Consider the following 16,252-nt stretch of genomic DNA (forward strand, 5'->3'; position numbering starts at 1 on the left):
AAAGCCCCGTATCGCTTCGTCGTCGCGTATCGGCATTGGCCCCGTCGTCACGTGCCGGTGCTGCTTCGCCGTCGGCGCTCGATCGATGCCATCGCGTACCGGTCGTGGCACGGAAATCAACCGATGAAAAGGATTTTGCCACCCGCACGTGAGTGAACGCCTGTATGCGGTCGTCCGCCCTCCCTATCGTTCTCGCCTTCCTGCTCCTCCTCTCCGGAGGGCCCATCGCCGCCGTCGCCGGGGCCCAGTCGGGTGGCCCGACACCACTCGACTCCGATGACGTCGCCTCCGTCGGCGGCGGCCCGACGGAACCGGGCGACAGCGCCGCCGCCGTCGGATCACGACCGCGACAGATCGCCGATCTCGACGTCCGTTCTCGGACGGTCTTCGAGATCGACCTCCAGTCGGATCGTGATGCGCGCTGGACGGTCACCGTTCGATACGTCCTCACGGACGACAACGAGACCGCGGCCTTCGAGCGCATCGCCGGTCGATTCGGATCCGGTGACGTCGGCCCCTCGGCTGACCTCTATCGAAACCTCGCCGCCGGCGCCTCCGCGGCCGCGGGTCGGGAGATGTCCATCGATGACGTCGACCGTGAGACGGCCCTCGATCGCGGCGTCGATCTGGATGACGTCGACGGGATCGACTCCCTCGAGGGTCTCGAGGACGGCGAGACGGTCGCGGTCGGTGAGCTCCGCCTCACGTTCACGTGGACGGCGTTCCTCAGAGCTGACGGCGATCAGCTCGTCCTCGACGACGCCTTTCGAACGGCCGATGGCGGCACGTGGCTGCCGTCGCTCGATGCCACCCAGCGAATGGTGATCCATCCGCCGGATGGCTATCAGGCCGATTCCTTCCCCGGGATCGGGCTTTCGCTGTCGGACCGCGCGGTGGTTATCGATGGGCCGCGAACCTTCGGTCCGGACGACCACATCGAGGTGGTCTACTCGCCTGCGCCGGGTGCGATCTCCGGACCGCCGTGGCTGCTTTTGGCCGGCGCGATCGTCCTCGCGGCGATGGTGATCGCGATCGGTTTGGTTCGGTATCGCCGTCACGAGGTGTCGGCACCCGAATCGACCGCCGGAACGGACCAGTCCACGGCCAGCGAGTCCGGCGAGACGGAGTCGGGAATGGCCGTCGAATCCACCGAACCGACCGGTGGAGCGGCTGATGTCGAGGACGCCGAAGCTCCCGATACCGCTCCTGGAGCCGATTCGACGGATGTGTCCCTCGAATCCGGGGCAGGAGACGGGACGGCGGCCGGATCGGACGAGACGGTTGACGAACCGGACGAGTCGGTTGACGAACCGGACGAACCGGAAGATACGGACGGGACGACGGAAACCGGTGCAGCGGAGACGGCGGATGGAACCGAAACAGCGGACGAAGCGGATGAGGCCGACGATGAGAAGGCCGGCGATGAGGGGGCTGCGACGGCGCCGGATCCCTCCCTGCTCTCCGACGAGGAGCGCGTGGAGGCGCTGCTCGAACGCAACGGTGGCCGAATGCGGCAGGCCGACATCGTCTCCGAAACCGGCTGGTCGGACGCGAAGGTGTCCCAGCTCCTCTCCGCGATGGCCGACGAGGAGCGTGTCGAGAAGCTTCGCCTCGGTCGTGAGAACCTCATCTCCCTTCCGGACCACACGCCCGAGGACGTGGAGGAATAGCGCGCTCCGGGCTCCGACGACGTGGTGAGCCCCATTCCGTGTGTGGTCCGACGACGGCGCGGGGAGAACGGTTTCGAAAGTCCTTACAGGGGGTGCTGGTAGGTATTCACTATGAAGGTGCTGGTAACCGTCAAGGAGGTGGCCGAAGTCGGGGACGACTTCGCGATCGAGGGAACCGACATCGCCGAGGGCGACCTCGAGTACGACCTCAACGAGTGGGACGACTACGCGATCGAGGCGGGCGTCCAACTCGCCGAGGCCGGGGTCGCCGACGAGGTCGTCGCGCTCACGATCGGACCCGAGCGGTCCGAGGAAACGATCCGGATGGCGCTCGCGAAAGGTGCCGACCGCGCCGTCCGCGTCTGGGACGACGCGATCGAGGACGCCTTCCTCGACGTCGAGACCAAGGTCGGCCTGCTCGAGGCGATCGTCGACGAGGAGGAGCCGGACCTCGTGCTCTCGGGCGTCCAGGCCGCCGACGACGCCTTCGGTGCGACCGGCGTCGCGCTCGCCGACCGGATCGGGTTCGAACACGCCGCCGTCGTCAACGACCTCGACCTCGACGCTGATGCGGGCGTCGCGAACGTCCGCCGCGAGCTCGAGGGCGGCGTCGAGGAGCTGACCGAGGTCGATATGCCGGCCGTTCTCACCGTCCAGACCGGGCTCAACGAGCCTCGGTACGCGAGCCTCCGCGGGATCCGGCAGGCACAGCGCAAGGAGATCGCGACACGGGACCTCGCCGATATCGGGCTGTCCCCCGCCGACGTCGACGGCGCGTTGACCGTCACCGAGATGTACGAGCCCGAAAGCGAATCCGACGCGGAGATCATCGAGGGCGACGCCGGAGAGGCCGCCGGGCGCCTTACCGAGGTCCTGCGTGAGAAGGGGGTCGATGCCTGATGGCCGACCCAGCCGTTCTCGCCGTCGCCGAACACCGTCGAGGGGAGCTTCGCGACGTCTCCTTCGAGCTGCTCACCGCAGGCCGAGAACTCGCGGACGCCATCGGTGGCGAGTTACACGTTGCGGTGATATCCGGCGACGTCGAGGCACACGCGGACGCGCTGAACCGTGAGGGCGTCGACGCGATCCACACGGTCCCGGTGGGCGAGGAGTTCGATCACACCGTCTACCAGGGCGCCGTCGAGGAACTGGTGGACGCTCACGACCCGGCGACCGTCCTGTTCCCCAACTCGGTCAACGGGCTCGATTACGCACCCGCGGTCGCGGAGAGTCTCGGCGTTCCGCTCGTCACCGACGCCATCGATGTCGCCTACGACGACGAGCTGACCGTCACCCGCGAGCAGTACGGCTCGAAGGTCGAGACCACGCTCGCGGTCGAGGGCGACCGATACGCGCTCACGGTTCGTGGCGGCGAGTGGCCGGCCGCGGACGGCACCGGGGACGCGGTCGTCGAGTCGTTCACCGTCGACGTGGATCCCGCCGACTCGGGTGCACGCGTCCAAGGGTACGAGGAGGTCGGCGGCGGCGACGTGGACATCGCCGATGCGGACGTCCTCGTGTCGGTCGGCCGCGGGATCGAGGAGGAGGACAACCTCGAGTTGATCTTCGATCTCGCGGAGGCGATGGATGCGACGGTCTCCTCCTCGCGCCCGATCGTTGACAACGGTTGGCTGCCGAAGAACCGGCAGGTCGGCCAGTCGGGGAAGGTCGTGACGCCGGACGTCTACCTCGCGATCGGGATCTCGGGCGCCGTCCAACACGTCGCCGGGATGAAGGGAGCCGAGACGATCATCGCGATCAACACGGACCCGAACGCGCCCATCTTCGACATCGCGGATTACGGCATCGTCGGCGACCTCTTCGACGTCGTTCCCGAGCTCATCGACGACTTCGAGTAGCGCATCGGCCGGGGACGACCGGCCGGTGACGCAACGACGTTCCAGCCGCGATCGGAGCCCTCACCGGTACGTGATGAGGCTGTAAACGACGAACACGAACCCGAGCGCGGTGAGTCCGTTGTTGACCGTCAGCAGCGACGGCGTCGCGGTGAACTGCGTGAGGAACGCGCTGATGGAGGTTGCGACCGCGGCGGCGACGACGAGCGAGAAGCCGATCGACAGATGGATCATCGCGTACCGTTCGGTGTGCCGGTACGCCTGGAGGGCGAGCGTGACCATCGTGAGTCCGGCGACGACGAGTGCGAGGGTCACGAACAGGTAGAGGCCCTCTGCGAGTTCCATATCCTCCCTGCACCGGGCCGGGAAATAAAACCACGGATCACGGTATCAGATCTGATAACACCGTGCCGGCAGGAGCGCGGAGATCCTCGACGTCGAGGTGCGTCGCACCGGAGGGAAGAGTATATACCCATCGACCCGCAGAATCAACACGAAGAATCGGATGTCGGGGGAAGACTTGATCGAGGTACTCGGAAACAAGTACAACACGGAGATCCTCGCGGCGGCCGACGACCCGAAGTCGGCCCAGGAGCTCAGCGACGAGCTCGACGTCCCGATCGCGACCTGTTACCGTCGGATCGACGAACTGGAGGAGGCCGATCTGATCGAACTCCACGATCGACCGCTTTCGGACGACCACCGGCGAGTGAAGGTCTACCGACGACGGGTCGATAGCGTCGCCGTGGAGTTTCACGACGGCGTCTCGATCGACCTCACCGAGCGGACGACCGCCGCGAACCGACTCGACGAGGTCTGGCGGAACCTCTCGAACGCTTGAATCCCCTCGTCACGATCGAGGCCCTCAGAACGGCGATTCCGACCGCTCCATCATCGCGAACCCGCCGGCCTGGTCGTGAACGGTGAGCCCCCCGGTTCCGATCTCGAGCGGGAAGATGTCGGTATCGATGTCCTGTTTCCGCATCTTGGCCACCCAGACGTATCGGTTGACGCCGGATTCCGTCGGCGTCTGAATGAGGTAGATGTTCCCGTCGGTGAGGAAGTTCTCCAGGCCGATCTCCGTGTCGGGGAAGACGGCGCCCTGTTCGTTGATCAAAAGCGACGTCAGCCCGCTCTCCTTGAGGATGTCGGAGAACTTCAGCAGGGAGGTTCGTTTCTCGTGTTCGTCCTCGAAGAACAGCTGAAACATCGACAGCGAGTCGAGCACCAGCCGGTCGAACTCGCCCTCGGCGACCGTCTCGAGGAGCCGGTCGATCGTCTCGGTGAAATCCTCGATGCGGAGCATCTCCCGTTTGTCCAGGATCACGATCTCGCCGTCGTCGACGAGGTCGCCGAAATCCTCGAACCCGACGGATTCGGCGGCCTCCCGGATATCCTCCTCGTTCTCCTCGAAGGAGACGTACACCCCGCGGTCGCCGTGTTCGGTCACCCCGGTATAGAGGTACTGAATGCCGAAGATGCTCTTCCCGGTTCCCGGGTTTCCGGAGACGAGCACCGTCGACCGTTCGGTGATCCCGCCGCCCAGGATCGAGTCGAGGCCGTCGACGCCGGTGGAGACGAGGTGTGGCATACCGTCTCCCCATCCGGCAGCGATGGATAAAGTCCTCCCGGTCGATCCGGGCACACGACGGGTTGATCGGAACGCTCCGTGGCCGATCGGGCTGTCCGATGTCACGTCTGGATACGCACGACAACCCCTATAGGTGTTCGTCCCGAACGTCCCGAGAATGACCGAGGAGTTCGACCTGCTCGAGTCCGATGGCCAGCCGGGCGACGAGTGGGAGGAACTCGACGTCTCCGACACGGAGGCCGACCGTATCGCCCGCCGGCAGGACCGGGAGTTCAACGAGTTCCGCAAGCGGCTGAAGGACGCCGACCAGTTCAAACTCGACGGCTCCGTCTTCGACGACGCCACGCTGGCGGCGATCTACAAGCTCGTGCAGGACGGCTACATCACCGCCTTCGGCGGGCCGGTCTCGACGGGCAAGGAGGCCAACGTCTTCGAGGCGTTCGGCGAGGACGAAGACCAGGAGGTCGCCGTGAAGATCTACCGGATCAACTCCTCGAACTTCACCCAGATGCGCGAGTATCTCGAGGGTGACCCGCGATTCGAGGGCATCGCCTCGGACAAGAAGGCGACCGTGCTAGCCTGGACGAAAAAGGAGTTCGCGAACCTCCGTCGTGCTCGCGACGCCGGCGTGCGCGTCCCCGAGCCGATCGCCGTCCAACGGAACGCGCTCGTGATGGAGCTCGTTGGCCACGCCGACGACCGCGCGCGGCGGCTCTCGGAGGTGACCGTCGAGAACCCCGAAACGGCCTACGAGGTCGTTCGGGAGTATATGCGCCGGCTCTATCGGGCCGGGTTGATCCACGGCGACCTCTCGGAGTACAACCTGATCATTCACGACGGGGAGCTCGTCGTCATCGATCTCGGTCAGGCGGCCACCATCCACCACCCGAACGCCCGGACGTTCCTCGAGCGGGACTGCCGGAACGTGGCGGCCTTCTTTTCCAGACTGGGGATCGACGTCGACGATGGCGATCTGTGGGATTACGTGACCGAACCGGAGCCGGATCCCGAAGCCGGTCGTGACGACGACTCGGGAGTCGACGACGCGATCATCGACTCGTAGCGCCGTCGCGGACGTAGCGTCGTCGCGGAACGCTTTTCGCCGGGCGCACGAAGGGACGGTATGGCGCTTGCATCGATCGTCGCCGGGTCCGGACTGTTGCTCGCCGCGGCGGCCGCGATCGCGGTCTACTGGGACGCCGACCGGCTCGGGATCGCCCGGGCTCCGCTGTGGGCGGCGTTCGTCTTCTCCACGGTCGCGGTCGGACTGACGCTGCCGGTTCTCATCCCGACGGTCCCGATCGCCGGCACGCTCGTGGTTCTGGTGATGGGCCCCGCGATCTACGCCTTCGAGCGCGACGACACGCTTCACGGCGGCGACGCCGACCCGTCCTCGCTACCGGACGAGGCTGACGGAAACGATCGCGACTGACCGCTTGGCTCCGAGACGGTCGGCCGCTACCGGCCACCACGTGGGTACGTGCGGCCGAGGTCGACCGGTGAGTCAGTCCCTCCTTCGGGAGCGTCGCCCCCGTTGACTCGGTCGCCCTCGTCGATCTCGTCATCCTCGTCGTCCTCGTCAGGGCTGACGCTCCCGGTTCGGTACCCCTCCAGATCGAGCGTGACGTGGTCGAAGCCGATCTCCCGAAGCCGGTCGGCGACCGCGTCAGCGAAGTCCGGATCGAGCGCAGCCGGAAGTTCGTCGGGGGAGACCTCGATGCGGGCCAGCCCGTCGTGGTCGCGGACGCGAAACTGGCTAAAGCCCCGCTCTCGAAGCGCCTGCTCCGCCCGCTCGACGCGCGTCAACCGTTCCTCGGTCACCTCGAGGCCGGTCGGGATCCGCGAGGAGAGACACGCCATCGACGGTTTGTCGGCGACCGAGAGGCCGTAGGCGTCGGCGATCTCGCGGACCTCCGCTTTGTCGATGTCGTGGGTCAAAAGCGGCGATCGAACCGACAGCTCCTCGACGGCACGGAGCCCGGGGCGGTGTCCCTCGCCGGGATCGGAGGCGTTCGTCCCGTCGCAGACCGTCTCGATGCCCAGATCCGTAGCCGTCTCGTACATCCGTCCCAGCCGCATCGTCCGGCAGTGGTAACATCGGTCCCCGTCGTTGGCGACGAACGCGGGGTCATCGAGCTCGGAGAACTCGACGATCTGGTGGGAGATCCCGATCTCCTCGGCGACCCGGGTCGCATCGTGCAGCTCGGCTGCCGGGAGCGTTTCGCTTTTTGCGGTGCAGGCCACCGCGTCCTCCCCGAGCGCGTCGTGGGCAAGGGCGGCGACGACCGAGGAGTCAACGCCGCCGGAGAAGGCGATCACGGCGCCGTCGAGGTCGGCAAGCGACTCCCGAACGAGGTCGACCTTCCGGGCGAGCGGGGTCGCGAGCGCGTCGCGATCGAGGCCGTCGGTCATCGTGTCCGCCGGCGCCCCGGGCGTGTCCGTAGCCGGATCCATACTCGACGCTTGGGCACTGTGCAGGAAAAAGGGCGTCGTCGCCGTCGTGGTGACGGACCCGCACCCTTTTGATGGTTCCCGCGATACCCCGGAGTGAATGGAGCTGGAGGCGATCCCCGGCGTCGGGGCGAAGACGGCCGACGCCCTGCGGGAACTCGACGATCCGGAGGCGGCGCTGCACAACGGCGACGTCGCCGCCATCGCACGGGCGCCGGGCGTTACCCACGGTCGGGCCGTGCAGGTCGCTCGGGGTGCGATCCGGAAGCGGCACGATGACGACGGCCGCGTGGTGGCAACCGATCGTGCCCGCGAGATCTACCGCGACGCGGTCGGTCTCCTCCAGGATCGGACGGTCACCGACTACGCGGCACAGCGGATCGAGACGTTCTATCCCTCTGCGTCGCCGTCACGGATCGAGTCGGTCCAGTCGGTCGTCGAAACCGCGATGGACCGCGATCCGGACCCCGAGACACTCGAGGCGCTCGCGGGCGTCGAACCGCTCGTGTCGCCGCCGACGGTCCGCGTCCGGGAGCGCTGTCTCGCGACCGCCGACGCGGAGCGATACGCCGAGGCCGAGGATGCGGTGCCTGAGATCTCGGTGGAGATCGTCGAGGACGGCCGCGACGTCGCGGAGCTCGCGCGCTCGTACGCGACGGTCGTCGTGCTCGACGAGTCGTTTGCCGGCCTCGACGTCGAAGGGGACGTACGGGTTCGCCCGGACGCCCTTGAGACGCCGGGCGAGACGGTTCCCGAACGTCTCCTCGCGTTTTTCGCCGAGAACCGCGATCGGCTGCTCGCAGCCGCGAGCGTCCACGAGACGGCCGGGATGGAGCCGGCCTGTGACCTCGCGGCGCTCCGGGACGCGCTCTCGCGGCTCGACGACGACGGCACTGTGATCGGGGACGAGGAGCACGAGCGGCTGGCGGTCGCGGTCGACGACCTCGACGCGGCGGTCGGCACCGCCGAATCGGTCGCCAACGACCACCTTCGGGATGCGATCCGCGAACAGGACGTGACGATCGAGGGACAGGACTTTCTCTCGCTCGTCGAGCAGGGCGCCCGCGTCGATTCGCTGCTCTCGCGGGAACTCGCCGACGAATACGACGCGGCCCTCGAGGCCGCCACCGACCACGTGGTCGACAGCCTGCGACTTGCACCCGGCGAGGCGGAGATCGCGGATCGGATATTCCGCGGTGATCCGACGTTTCCGGTCGAACACGACGAGGACGCCGTCTCCAGGCTCCGAACGGAGCTAACGGCGGCTCGCGACCAGCGTGCGACAAGTCTCAAGGAGACGCTCGCCGCCGACCTCGCCGACCTCCGCGAGCCCGCCGCCGACCTCGTCCACGACGCGCTCGAGCGCGACGTCGAGCTGGCGATCGCCCGCTTCGCCCGTGACTTCGAGTGCACGCTGCCGACGTTCGCCGACGGCGACGGGTTCGCCATCGTCGGCGGCCGGTCGCCGCTGCTCGACGTCGACTTCCCGGCCGTCGAACCGGTCGACTACGCGGTCGAGGGGGCGACCCTGCTCTCGGGCGTCAACTCCGGCGGAAAGACGTCGACGCTCGATCTGGTCGCGCTCGTGACGATCCTCGCACAGATGGGAATGCCCGTCCCCGCCGAGCGGGCTCGACTCGAGCGGTTCGAGGAGATCCACTACTACGCGAAGTCACAAGGGACCCTCGACGCGGGCGCCTTCGAGGCTACCCTCAGTGAGTTCGGCGACCTCGTGGCGGGCGCCAGCGGTCGGCTCGTGTTGGTCGACGAGCTCGAGTCGATCACCGAGCCCGGCGCCTCCGCAAAGATCATCGCCGGCATCCTGGAGGCGCTTGAGGGGCAGGACGCGACCGCCGTGTTCGTCTCTCACCTCGCCAGGGAGATCCGCGACGCCGCCGACTTCGACGTCGCGGTCGACGGCATCGAGGCGGTCGGACTCGTCGACGGCGAGCTCCGCGTGAACCGCTCGCCACAGACGGACCACCTCGCCAGATCCACTCCCGAACTCATCGTCGAGAAGCTCGCCGACGAGCGGGGCGAGACGTTCTACGACGACCTGTTGGAGAAGTTCTGATGACGGTCGCCATCTCCCTCCCCGTCTTCCCCCTCGTCGTTGCGACCGATCCGGTCCTCGTCCTCGCCGGGTCCTCTCTCCCCCTCATCGCTGCGATCGATCCGGTCCTCATCGTCGTCGCGCTCGTCCCGATCCTCGCCGTCCTCGCGGTCACCGTCGGGCCGCTGTACGTCGCCGACAGATACCGAACGACCCGCGACCCGACACGGGCCGAGCGCGCCCAGCTCGATGAGTTGCGGTCGGCCGCAGGCCTCGACGTCGAACCGGCCGCGATCCTCGAATCCGATGGATCGAGCGGCTCCGCCGCCGACGAAACGGCTTCCGTCGAGATATCGGTTCGCGGACCGCCCGGACGACGCGTGCTGTTCGTCTCCGAGGCCGTACTCTCGTCGCTCGACGAGGACACCGCGGTCGCCCTTCTGGCCGCCGAGGCGGGACGCCTCGGGACGCGCTACACCGAGGTGCGTGCGTTCGGGATCGCCGGTGTAACCACGATCCTCGCGGCGATCGTCACGACGCTCGTCCCCTTCGAGGCGGGATTCACCGCGATCGCGGTCGTCGGCGTCGTCTCCCTGTGGGCCGGCCGACGAGTGCAGTACGCCGCCGACGAGCGGGCGGCCGACCGCGTCGGCTCCTCCCGACTGGCCGACGCCTTCGAGCAAATGGCCGACCGCAGGGGCGTCGTGCCCGAACGCGGGGACTGGCGGACCTGGTTCGAGGTCCAGCCCCCGCTCGGGGACCGGATCGACCGGCTTCGGGACCGAGGTGGAGCGTGATCGTCCCGCGGACGCCGCCGTGGATCGGCGGGCTTTAGGTCCGGATGCTCGCAACGATCACACGAGCGATCGATCCGCGCTCCACGGGACACGATCCAAGGGACACGATCCACGGGACACGATCCAGGAGCCGCAACCCAGGAGCCGCGATCCGCAACGCGCGATCACGACGATCACACCCGACACATACCTATGAGCCACGAAGACTTCCCCACGGACGACCCCGCGGTGGTGACCTGCGGGTTGCCCTACGCCAACGGCGACCTCCACGTGGGTCACCTCCGCACCTACGTGGGCGGCGACGTCTACGCCCGCGCACTCGAACGACTCGGCCAGCAAACCGCCTTCGTCAGCGGTTCGGATATGCACGGCACGCCCGTCGCCGTCAACGCCGAACAGGAAGGCGTCTCCCCCGAGGACTTCGCCCTCGAGTGGCACGAGCGGTACGCCGAGACGTTCCCGAAGTTCAACGTCGACTTCGACAACTACGGGCACACCCACGACGAGACGAACACGGAACTCACACGCGATCTCGTCCGGGAGCTCGACAAGCGCGGCCACGTCTACGAGAAGGAGATTATGGTCGCGTACGATCCCGTCGACGACCAGTACCTTCCGGACCGGTACGTCGAGGGGACCTGCCCCTACTGCGGCGCCCACGCACGCGGCGACGAGTGCGACGAGGGCTGTCAGCGCCACCTCGAGCCCGGCGAGATCGAGGACCCCGTCTCGACGATCACCGGGAACCCAGCCGAATACCGCAAGCGGACCCACAAGTTCTTCGCGGTCTCCGAGTTCGCCGACTACCTCTCGGACTTTCTCGACCGGCTCGAAGGGACCTCGAACGCCCGCAACCAGCCACGGGAGTGGATCGAGCAGGGCCTGCAGGACTGGTGTATCACCCGCGATATGGACTGGGGGATCGATTATCCCGACGCCGAGGGCGAGGAGACCGACCTCGTCCTCTACGTCTGGGTCGACGCCCCGATCGAGTACGTCTCCTCGACGAAGCAGTACACCGACCGGGCCGGCGCCGACGTCTTCGACTGGGAGGCCGCCTGGCGGGACGACGCCGATCACGACGGTGGCCAGATCGTCCACGTGATCGGCCGCGACATCATCCAGCATCACACGATATTCTGGCCCGCGATGTTGCACGCCACCGACCACGTCGAGCCCCGTGCCGTGATGGCCTCCGGGTTCGTCACCCTTGGCGGGAAGGGCTTCTCGACGAGCCGCGACCGGGCCGTCTGGGCCGACGAGTATCTCGAGGAGGGCTTCCACCCCGACCTGCTGCGGTACTACCTCGCCACGAACGGTGGCTTTCAGCAGGACGTCGACTTCTCCTGGGAGCGGTTCCGCGAGCGCGTAAACACCGAGCTGGTGGGGACGATCGGCAACTTCCTCTACCGGTCGCTGCTGTTCGCCCACCGCAACTACGACGGCGCGCCCGAAGGCGTCGAAACCGCAAGCGAGGAGGTCACGACGGCGATCGACGAGGCCGTCGCCGACGTCACCGACGCGGTCAACGACTACTCGGTCCGCGATCTGGGCGACGCCGTCACCGACCTCGCCAGGTTCGGGAACGAGTACATCCAGCGCAACGAGCCGTGGGCGCTCGTCGACGACGATCCGGATGCCGCCGCGCAGGTCATCTACGACTGTGTCCAGATCGCGAAGGCGATCGCGGTCCTCTTCGAGCCGATCGCCCCCGACACATGCGAACGGCTCTGGAACCAGCTCGGCGAGGACGGCTCCGTGCACGACGTCACCGTGGGTGCGGCGACGGAATCGCCCGCGGGCGCCTTCGAGGAACCTGGCGAGCTGTTCGAGAAGATCCCCGAAGAGCGCGTCGAGGAGCTGAACGAGAAGCTCGAGGAGCGTGTCGCAGAAGCGACCGACGAGGACACGGCGGACGCCGACGAGGACGCGGACACGGCCGACGACGGGACCGCCGACGAGTCCGGCGAGTCAGCGGCGAGCGACCTCGAGCCGCTCGCCGAGGAGCGCATCGGCTTCGAGGAGTTCGAGGACCTCGATCTCCGAGTCGGCCGGATCGTCTCCGCGGAGGGTATCGAGGGCGCCGACAAGCTCGTGCGCCTCGAGGTCGACCTGGGGATCGAGACGCGACAGATCGTCGCCGGGATCAAACAGCTCCACGACCTCGAGTCGCTGCCTGGGACGCGCGTGATCGTGCTCGCGAATCTGGAGCGCGCGGAACTGTTCGGCGTCGAGTCGAACGGAATGGTGCTCGCCGCGGGCGAGGGGGCCGACCTCCTCACGACCCACGGCGACGCCGCGCCCGGGACGCAGGTCAAGTAATTGTCCCGGTCACGGACCGTTGCGTTTTGGGTTATAGAGCGTCGGAGAGCGCCTCGAGCGCCACCGTCTCCGTCCGGACGTCGGTCGGGTCGCCGACGGACTCCTTGAACCCCGATCCGGTGGCGATGCAGATGACGTCCTCGTCAGGACCGATCTCCCCGTCCCGAGCGAGTCGACGAGCACCGGCCAGTGATGTCGCCGAAGCGGCCTCGACGGTGAGGCCGGCCGTGGTCGCGAGTCGTCGTTTCGCCTCGCGGATGGCGTCGTCGGCGACGGCGATCGCCGTGCCGCCGGTCTCGCGAGCGCCGAACAGGGCACGGGTTCCACTCGGCGGGTCGGGATTCGCGATGGAGTAGGCGATCGTCTCGCCGGGTTCGACGGGGTCGACCGTCTCCGCTCCGCGTGCGGCCGCTTCGGCGATCGGCGCGCACGCTGCCGCCTGGACGAGGTGGAGCCGGGGCATCGCGTCCGCCGCGCCCGGCTTCGCGTCCGTATCGATGAGTCCGGCCGCTTGGAGCTCCGAGAGACCCTTGTACGCGCCGCTGGCGTGGCCGCCCGAGGAGGTCGGAAGAACGATCGCGTCCGGGAGCATCCCGGTTCGCCGGCGGTGCTGTGCGAGCGCCTCCAGCACCGTCGTCTTTTGGCCGGCGACGCGGCCCGGCGAGTCGGAGTTGATGAATCGGATTCCCCGCTCGGCACCGGCCTCGATCGCGTCGTGATAGAGTCGGCCGTAATCGCCGTCGATCCGAAGGATCCGGGGGTCGTATCGGCCGATGTGTCGGATCCGCTCGTCCGAGATGTCGCTTGGGATGCAGACGGTACACTCGAGGCCGGCGGCCGCGGCGTGTGCGGCGACGGACATCGCCATGTTTCCGTGTGAGACCGTTCCAACCGCGTCCGCGCCCTCCGCCAGGGCGATCTCGATCCCGACCGCGGTGCCGCGGTCCTTGAACGAGCCGGTCGGGTTCCGGCCCTCATCCGCGACCGAGACCGCTGCACCCGCGTAGTCGTCGAGCGCCGGCGTTCTGACGAGCGGCGTTCCCCCGCTGGCGGTCGCGAGCCCGTCCGCCGGTGGGTCGGCCAGCAACAGGTCCGCGAACGCCCACGTTCCGGCGTCGAGATCGGACGGCCACTCGATGTCGGCGACGTCGTCGGCGGCGGTCGGTGGCGTCTCATACCACCGCGGCTCGCCGCAGGAACAGCGGGGCGATGCGGGCGCTTCGACCGTCTCGCCGCAGGCGTAACACGCGAGCATCGGGAGCGGCTGCATGGTTCGGGTCGCGTCGGCGTCGAGAAAAGCGTCGCGGTCGGCACGCGGTTCGTACTCGGGGACGCCTTCGTCGGGGACATCGAGGCGGTTCACGGAGGGGTTTTGAGGGGCCCTCGACAACGGTAACTATGCGAAACGCCAAGATCGTCTGTACGCTCGGACCAGCGTCGGACGACGTCGAAACGATCCGTGCGCTCGCGGACGCCGGAATGTCGGTCGTCCGGCTCAACGCGAGCCACGGGACCACGGACCACCGTCGGGACGTGATCGACCGCGTTCGGTCCGTCGACGACGCCACCGACTCCCCCATCGCGGTGATGGTCGACTTGCAGGGACCGGAGATTCGAACCGCCGAGACGGACGAATCGGTGACCCTCGAAGCCGGAACCGACGTCCGGTTCGTCGTCGGCGAGACCGTGACGCCGACGGCGGTCGGGCTCTCCCACTCGATCGCCGCTGCCGAGGCCGGGGATACGGTCCTGCTCGATGACGGGCGGATCGAGGCGACCGTCGCACGTGTCGAGGCTGACGGCACCGTCGTCGCCACCGTCGACTCCGGCGGCGAGCTCGGCTCCCGGAAGGGCGTCAACCTTCCGGGCGTCGCGATCGACGTCGACCTCGTCACCCCGAGCGATGAACGTGAACTCGAACTCGCGGCGGAGACGAACGCGGACTTCGTTGCCGCCTCGTTCATCCGCAACGCTGCCGACATCTACACGATCGCGGATCGGTTGGACGCGTTCGGCGGCGGGAACATCCCGATCCTCGCGAAGATCGAGCGAGCCGGCGCCGTCGAGAACCTCACCGAGATCGTCGACGCCGCCGACGGCGTGATGGTCGCGCGCGGCGATCTCGGCGTCGAGTGTCCCCTCGAGGACGTGCCGATGATCCAGAAGCGGATCATCAGAATCTGCGTCGACGCCGGCGTGCCGGTGATCACCGCGACCGAGATGCTCGACTCGATGGTGCACTCCCGGCGACCGACGCGGGCGGAGGCCTCCGACGTCGCCAACGCCGTCCTCGACGGCACCGACGCGGTGATGCTCTCGGGAGAGACGGCCGTCGGCGATCATCCGATCCGCGTGGTCGAGACGATGGACCGGATCGTTCGACAGGTCGAACGGAGCGACGAATACGCCGAGACCCGCGATCAGCGCGTGCCCGCGGCGAACGAGGATTCTCGGACCGAGGCGCTTGCGCGATCGGCACGATACCTCGCGCGTGACGTCGGCGCGAGCGCGATCGTCGCCGTCTCCGAGTCGGGATATACGGCTCGCAAGACGGCGATGTTCCGTCCTGGGGTCCCCGTCGTTGCGACGACCCCGACCGATCGGGTTCGCCGGCAGTTGGCGCTCTCGTGGGGCGTTTCCCCGCAGTACGCTGACTACGCCGCCGACATCGAACACGTGCTCGACAACGCCGTGGACGCCGCGATCGACGCCGGCGTCGCGAGCTCGGGCGATACGCTGGTCGTGCTCTCCGGGATGATGACCGAGATCGAGGGAACCGACACGACGAACACCCTGAAGGTCCACGTCGCCGCCGAGACGATCGCCACGGGCAAGGCGGTCGTGAGCGGTCGCATCGCAGCGCCGATCGTTCGCCTTCCGGATGGTGACCTCTCGGGCTTGACGACCGACTCGATCGTCGCCCTGCCGGCATCGTTCGACGGCGAGTTCACAGGCGACCTCTCGCGGATCGCCGGCGTCGTCGGGGAGCGGCCGGGAATGACCGGCTATCCGGCGGTCATCGCCCGCGAACTCGGCGTCCCGATGGTGTCGGGCGTGACGCTCCCGCGTACCGTCGCTGATGGCGATACCGTGACCGTCGACGGCGAGCGTGGGGTCCTCTATGAGGGCGACGTCACCCTTCAGACCCGCCGTCGGTGAGCCCTCGCCAGCTCCCTCCACCGCAGCCGTGTGGAACGGCGAGCGGCCGACCCCACCAGCCATTTATCCGTCGCCCGCGAAGCAACGGGTATGAGTCGGAGTGACGACGGGCGCGAACGCGCGAACACGGCGGCCGGGGATGGAACGGACACCGAGACGGAGACCGAGTGGCGGTTCGGCATCGACGACGTCGGTCCCGACGGCATCGTCGAGGAGACGAGCCCGGGCGAGGGCCCCATCGAACCCGAGGCGATCGAACCGATGCACGCCGTGTTCGTCGCTCTCGGGGTCGTCCTGACGGTCGGACTTCTCGCGACCGCGCTGTAAGACCCGGCGGGATCCGGCTCGCCCGC

15 protein-coding genes are annotated in these 16,252 nt (G+C 67.9%); 11 read left to right on the top strand and 4 right to left on the bottom strand.

Annotated features, from left to right (window positions below; translation table 11 throughout):
* The first annotated feature begins 164 nt into the window (after positions 1 to 164).
* The 3 genes from BLW38_RS16455 (at position 165) to BLW38_RS01825 (ending at position 3,529) form a co-directional block, all read left to right on the top strand.
* Positions 165 to 1,670 carry a helix-turn-helix transcriptional regulator gene (locus BLW38_RS16455; protein WP_245710020.1) on the top strand — a complete coding sequence of 502 codons (1,506 nt, stop codon included), beginning with the start codon at positions 165 to 167 and terminating at the stop codon, positions 1,668 to 1,670.
* Between the two features lie 111 nt (positions 1,671 to 1,781).
* Entirely contained in the window at positions 1,782 to 2,570 is a 789-nt protein-coding gene (locus tag BLW38_RS01820) for an electron transfer flavoprotein subunit beta/FixA family protein (protein WP_092813460.1), read from the top strand.
* The gene (locus BLW38_RS01825) at positions 2,570 to 3,529 is read left to right on the top strand and encodes an electron transfer flavoprotein subunit alpha/FixB family protein (RefSeq protein WP_092813463.1); all 960 of its coding nucleotides are present in this window, start codon (positions 2,570 to 2,572) and stop codon (positions 3,527 to 3,529) included. Before BLW38_RS01820 ends, BLW38_RS01825 begins: the two co-directional genes overlap by 1 nt.
* Before the next feature lie 60 nt (positions 3,530 to 3,589).
* Here BLW38_RS01825 and BLW38_RS01830 read toward each other — a convergent pair whose 3' ends face one another.
* Positions 3,590 to 3,871 (bottom strand): DUF7521 family protein, encoded by a 282-nt coding sequence (locus tag BLW38_RS01830; protein WP_092813466.1) that lies wholly within the window; start codon positions 3,869 to 3,871, stop codon positions 3,590 to 3,592.
* Between the two features lie 160 nt (positions 3,872 to 4,031).
* Here BLW38_RS01830 and BLW38_RS01835 point away from each other — a divergent pair, with 160 nt between their 5' ends.
* Entirely contained in the window at positions 4,032 to 4,367 is a 336-nt protein-coding gene (locus BLW38_RS01835) for an ArsR/SmtB family transcription factor (protein WP_092813469.1), read from the top strand.
* A 24-nt stretch (positions 4,368 to 4,391) separates the two neighbouring features.
* Here the strand turns inward: BLW38_RS01835 and BLW38_RS01840 are convergent, their stop codons facing one another.
* Positions 4,392 to 5,117: an RAD55 family ATPase gene (locus BLW38_RS01840; RefSeq protein WP_092813472.1), complete on the bottom strand. Its 726-nt coding sequence runs from the start codon at positions 5,115 to 5,117 to the stop codon at positions 4,392 to 4,394.
* Between the two features lie 157 nt (positions 5,118 to 5,274).
* Here BLW38_RS01840 and rio1 point away from each other — a divergent pair, with 157 nt between their 5' ends.
* Positions 5,275 to 6,180, top strand: coding sequence for a serine/threonine-protein kinase Rio1 (gene rio1, locus BLW38_RS01845; protein ID WP_092813475.1), 906 nt, complete (start codon positions 5,275 to 5,277; stop codon positions 6,178 to 6,180).
* A 60-nt stretch (positions 6,181 to 6,240) separates the two neighbouring features.
* Positions 6,241 to 6,549, top strand: a complete 309-nt coding sequence (locus BLW38_RS01850; protein WP_092813478.1) for a hypothetical protein — start codon at positions 6,241 to 6,243, stop codon at positions 6,547 to 6,549.
* A 26-nt stretch (positions 6,550 to 6,575) separates the two neighbouring features.
* Here the strand turns inward: BLW38_RS01850 and larE are convergent, their stop codons facing one another.
* Entirely contained in the window at positions 6,576 to 7,529 is a 954-nt protein-coding gene (gene larE / locus BLW38_RS01855) for an ATP-dependent sacrificial sulfur transferase LarE (RefSeq protein WP_092815479.1), read from the bottom strand.
* Positions 7,530 to 7,668: 139 nt separating this feature from the next.
* Between larE and BLW38_RS01860 the strand changes: the two genes are divergently transcribed.
* From BLW38_RS01860 to metG, 3 genes are all read left to right on the top strand, one after another.
* On the top strand, positions 7,669 to 9,642 hold the full coding sequence (locus tag BLW38_RS01860) for a MutS-related protein (protein WP_092813481.1): 1,974 nt from the start codon (positions 7,669 to 7,671) through the stop codon (positions 9,640 to 9,642).
* Positions 9,642 to 10,418 carry a M48 family metalloprotease gene (locus BLW38_RS01865; protein WP_245710022.1) on the top strand — a complete coding sequence of 259 codons (777 nt, stop codon included), beginning with the start codon at positions 9,642 to 9,644 and terminating at the stop codon, positions 10,416 to 10,418. The genes BLW38_RS01860 and BLW38_RS01865 overlap by 1 nt, the downstream gene beginning before the upstream one ends.
* Positions 10,419 to 10,610: 192 nt before the next feature.
* The gene (metG, locus tag BLW38_RS01870; RefSeq protein WP_092813485.1) at positions 10,611 to 12,740 is read left to right on the top strand and encodes a methionine--tRNA ligase; all 2,130 of its coding nucleotides are present in this window, start codon (positions 10,611 to 10,613) and stop codon (positions 12,738 to 12,740) included.
* A gap of 31 nt (positions 12,741 to 12,771) precedes the next feature.
* Here the strand turns inward: metG and BLW38_RS01875 are convergent, their stop codons facing one another.
* Entirely contained in the window at positions 12,772 to 14,103 is a 1,332-nt protein-coding gene (locus BLW38_RS01875) for a threonine synthase (RefSeq protein ID WP_245710023.1), read from the bottom strand.
* Between the two features lie 35 nt (positions 14,104 to 14,138).
* Here BLW38_RS01875 and pyk point away from each other — a divergent pair, with 35 nt between their 5' ends.
* Positions 14,139 to 15,899: a pyruvate kinase gene (gene pyk / locus BLW38_RS01880; protein WP_092813489.1), complete on the top strand. Its 1,761-nt coding sequence runs from the start codon at positions 14,139 to 14,141 to the stop codon at positions 15,897 to 15,899.
* 90 nt (positions 15,900 to 15,989) lie between these two features.
* Positions 15,990 to 16,226 carry a DUF7312 domain-containing protein gene (locus tag BLW38_RS01885; protein ID WP_092813492.1) on the top strand — a complete coding sequence of 79 codons (237 nt, stop codon included), beginning with the start codon at positions 15,990 to 15,992 and terminating at the stop codon, positions 16,224 to 16,226.
* Positions 16,227 to 16,252: the final 26 nt, after the last annotated feature.

It is taken from the genome of Halopenitus malekzadehii, from assembly GCF_900108505.1.
Lineage (GTDB): Archaea > Halobacteriota > Halobacteria > Halobacteriales > Haloferacaceae > Halopenitus > Halopenitus malekzadehii.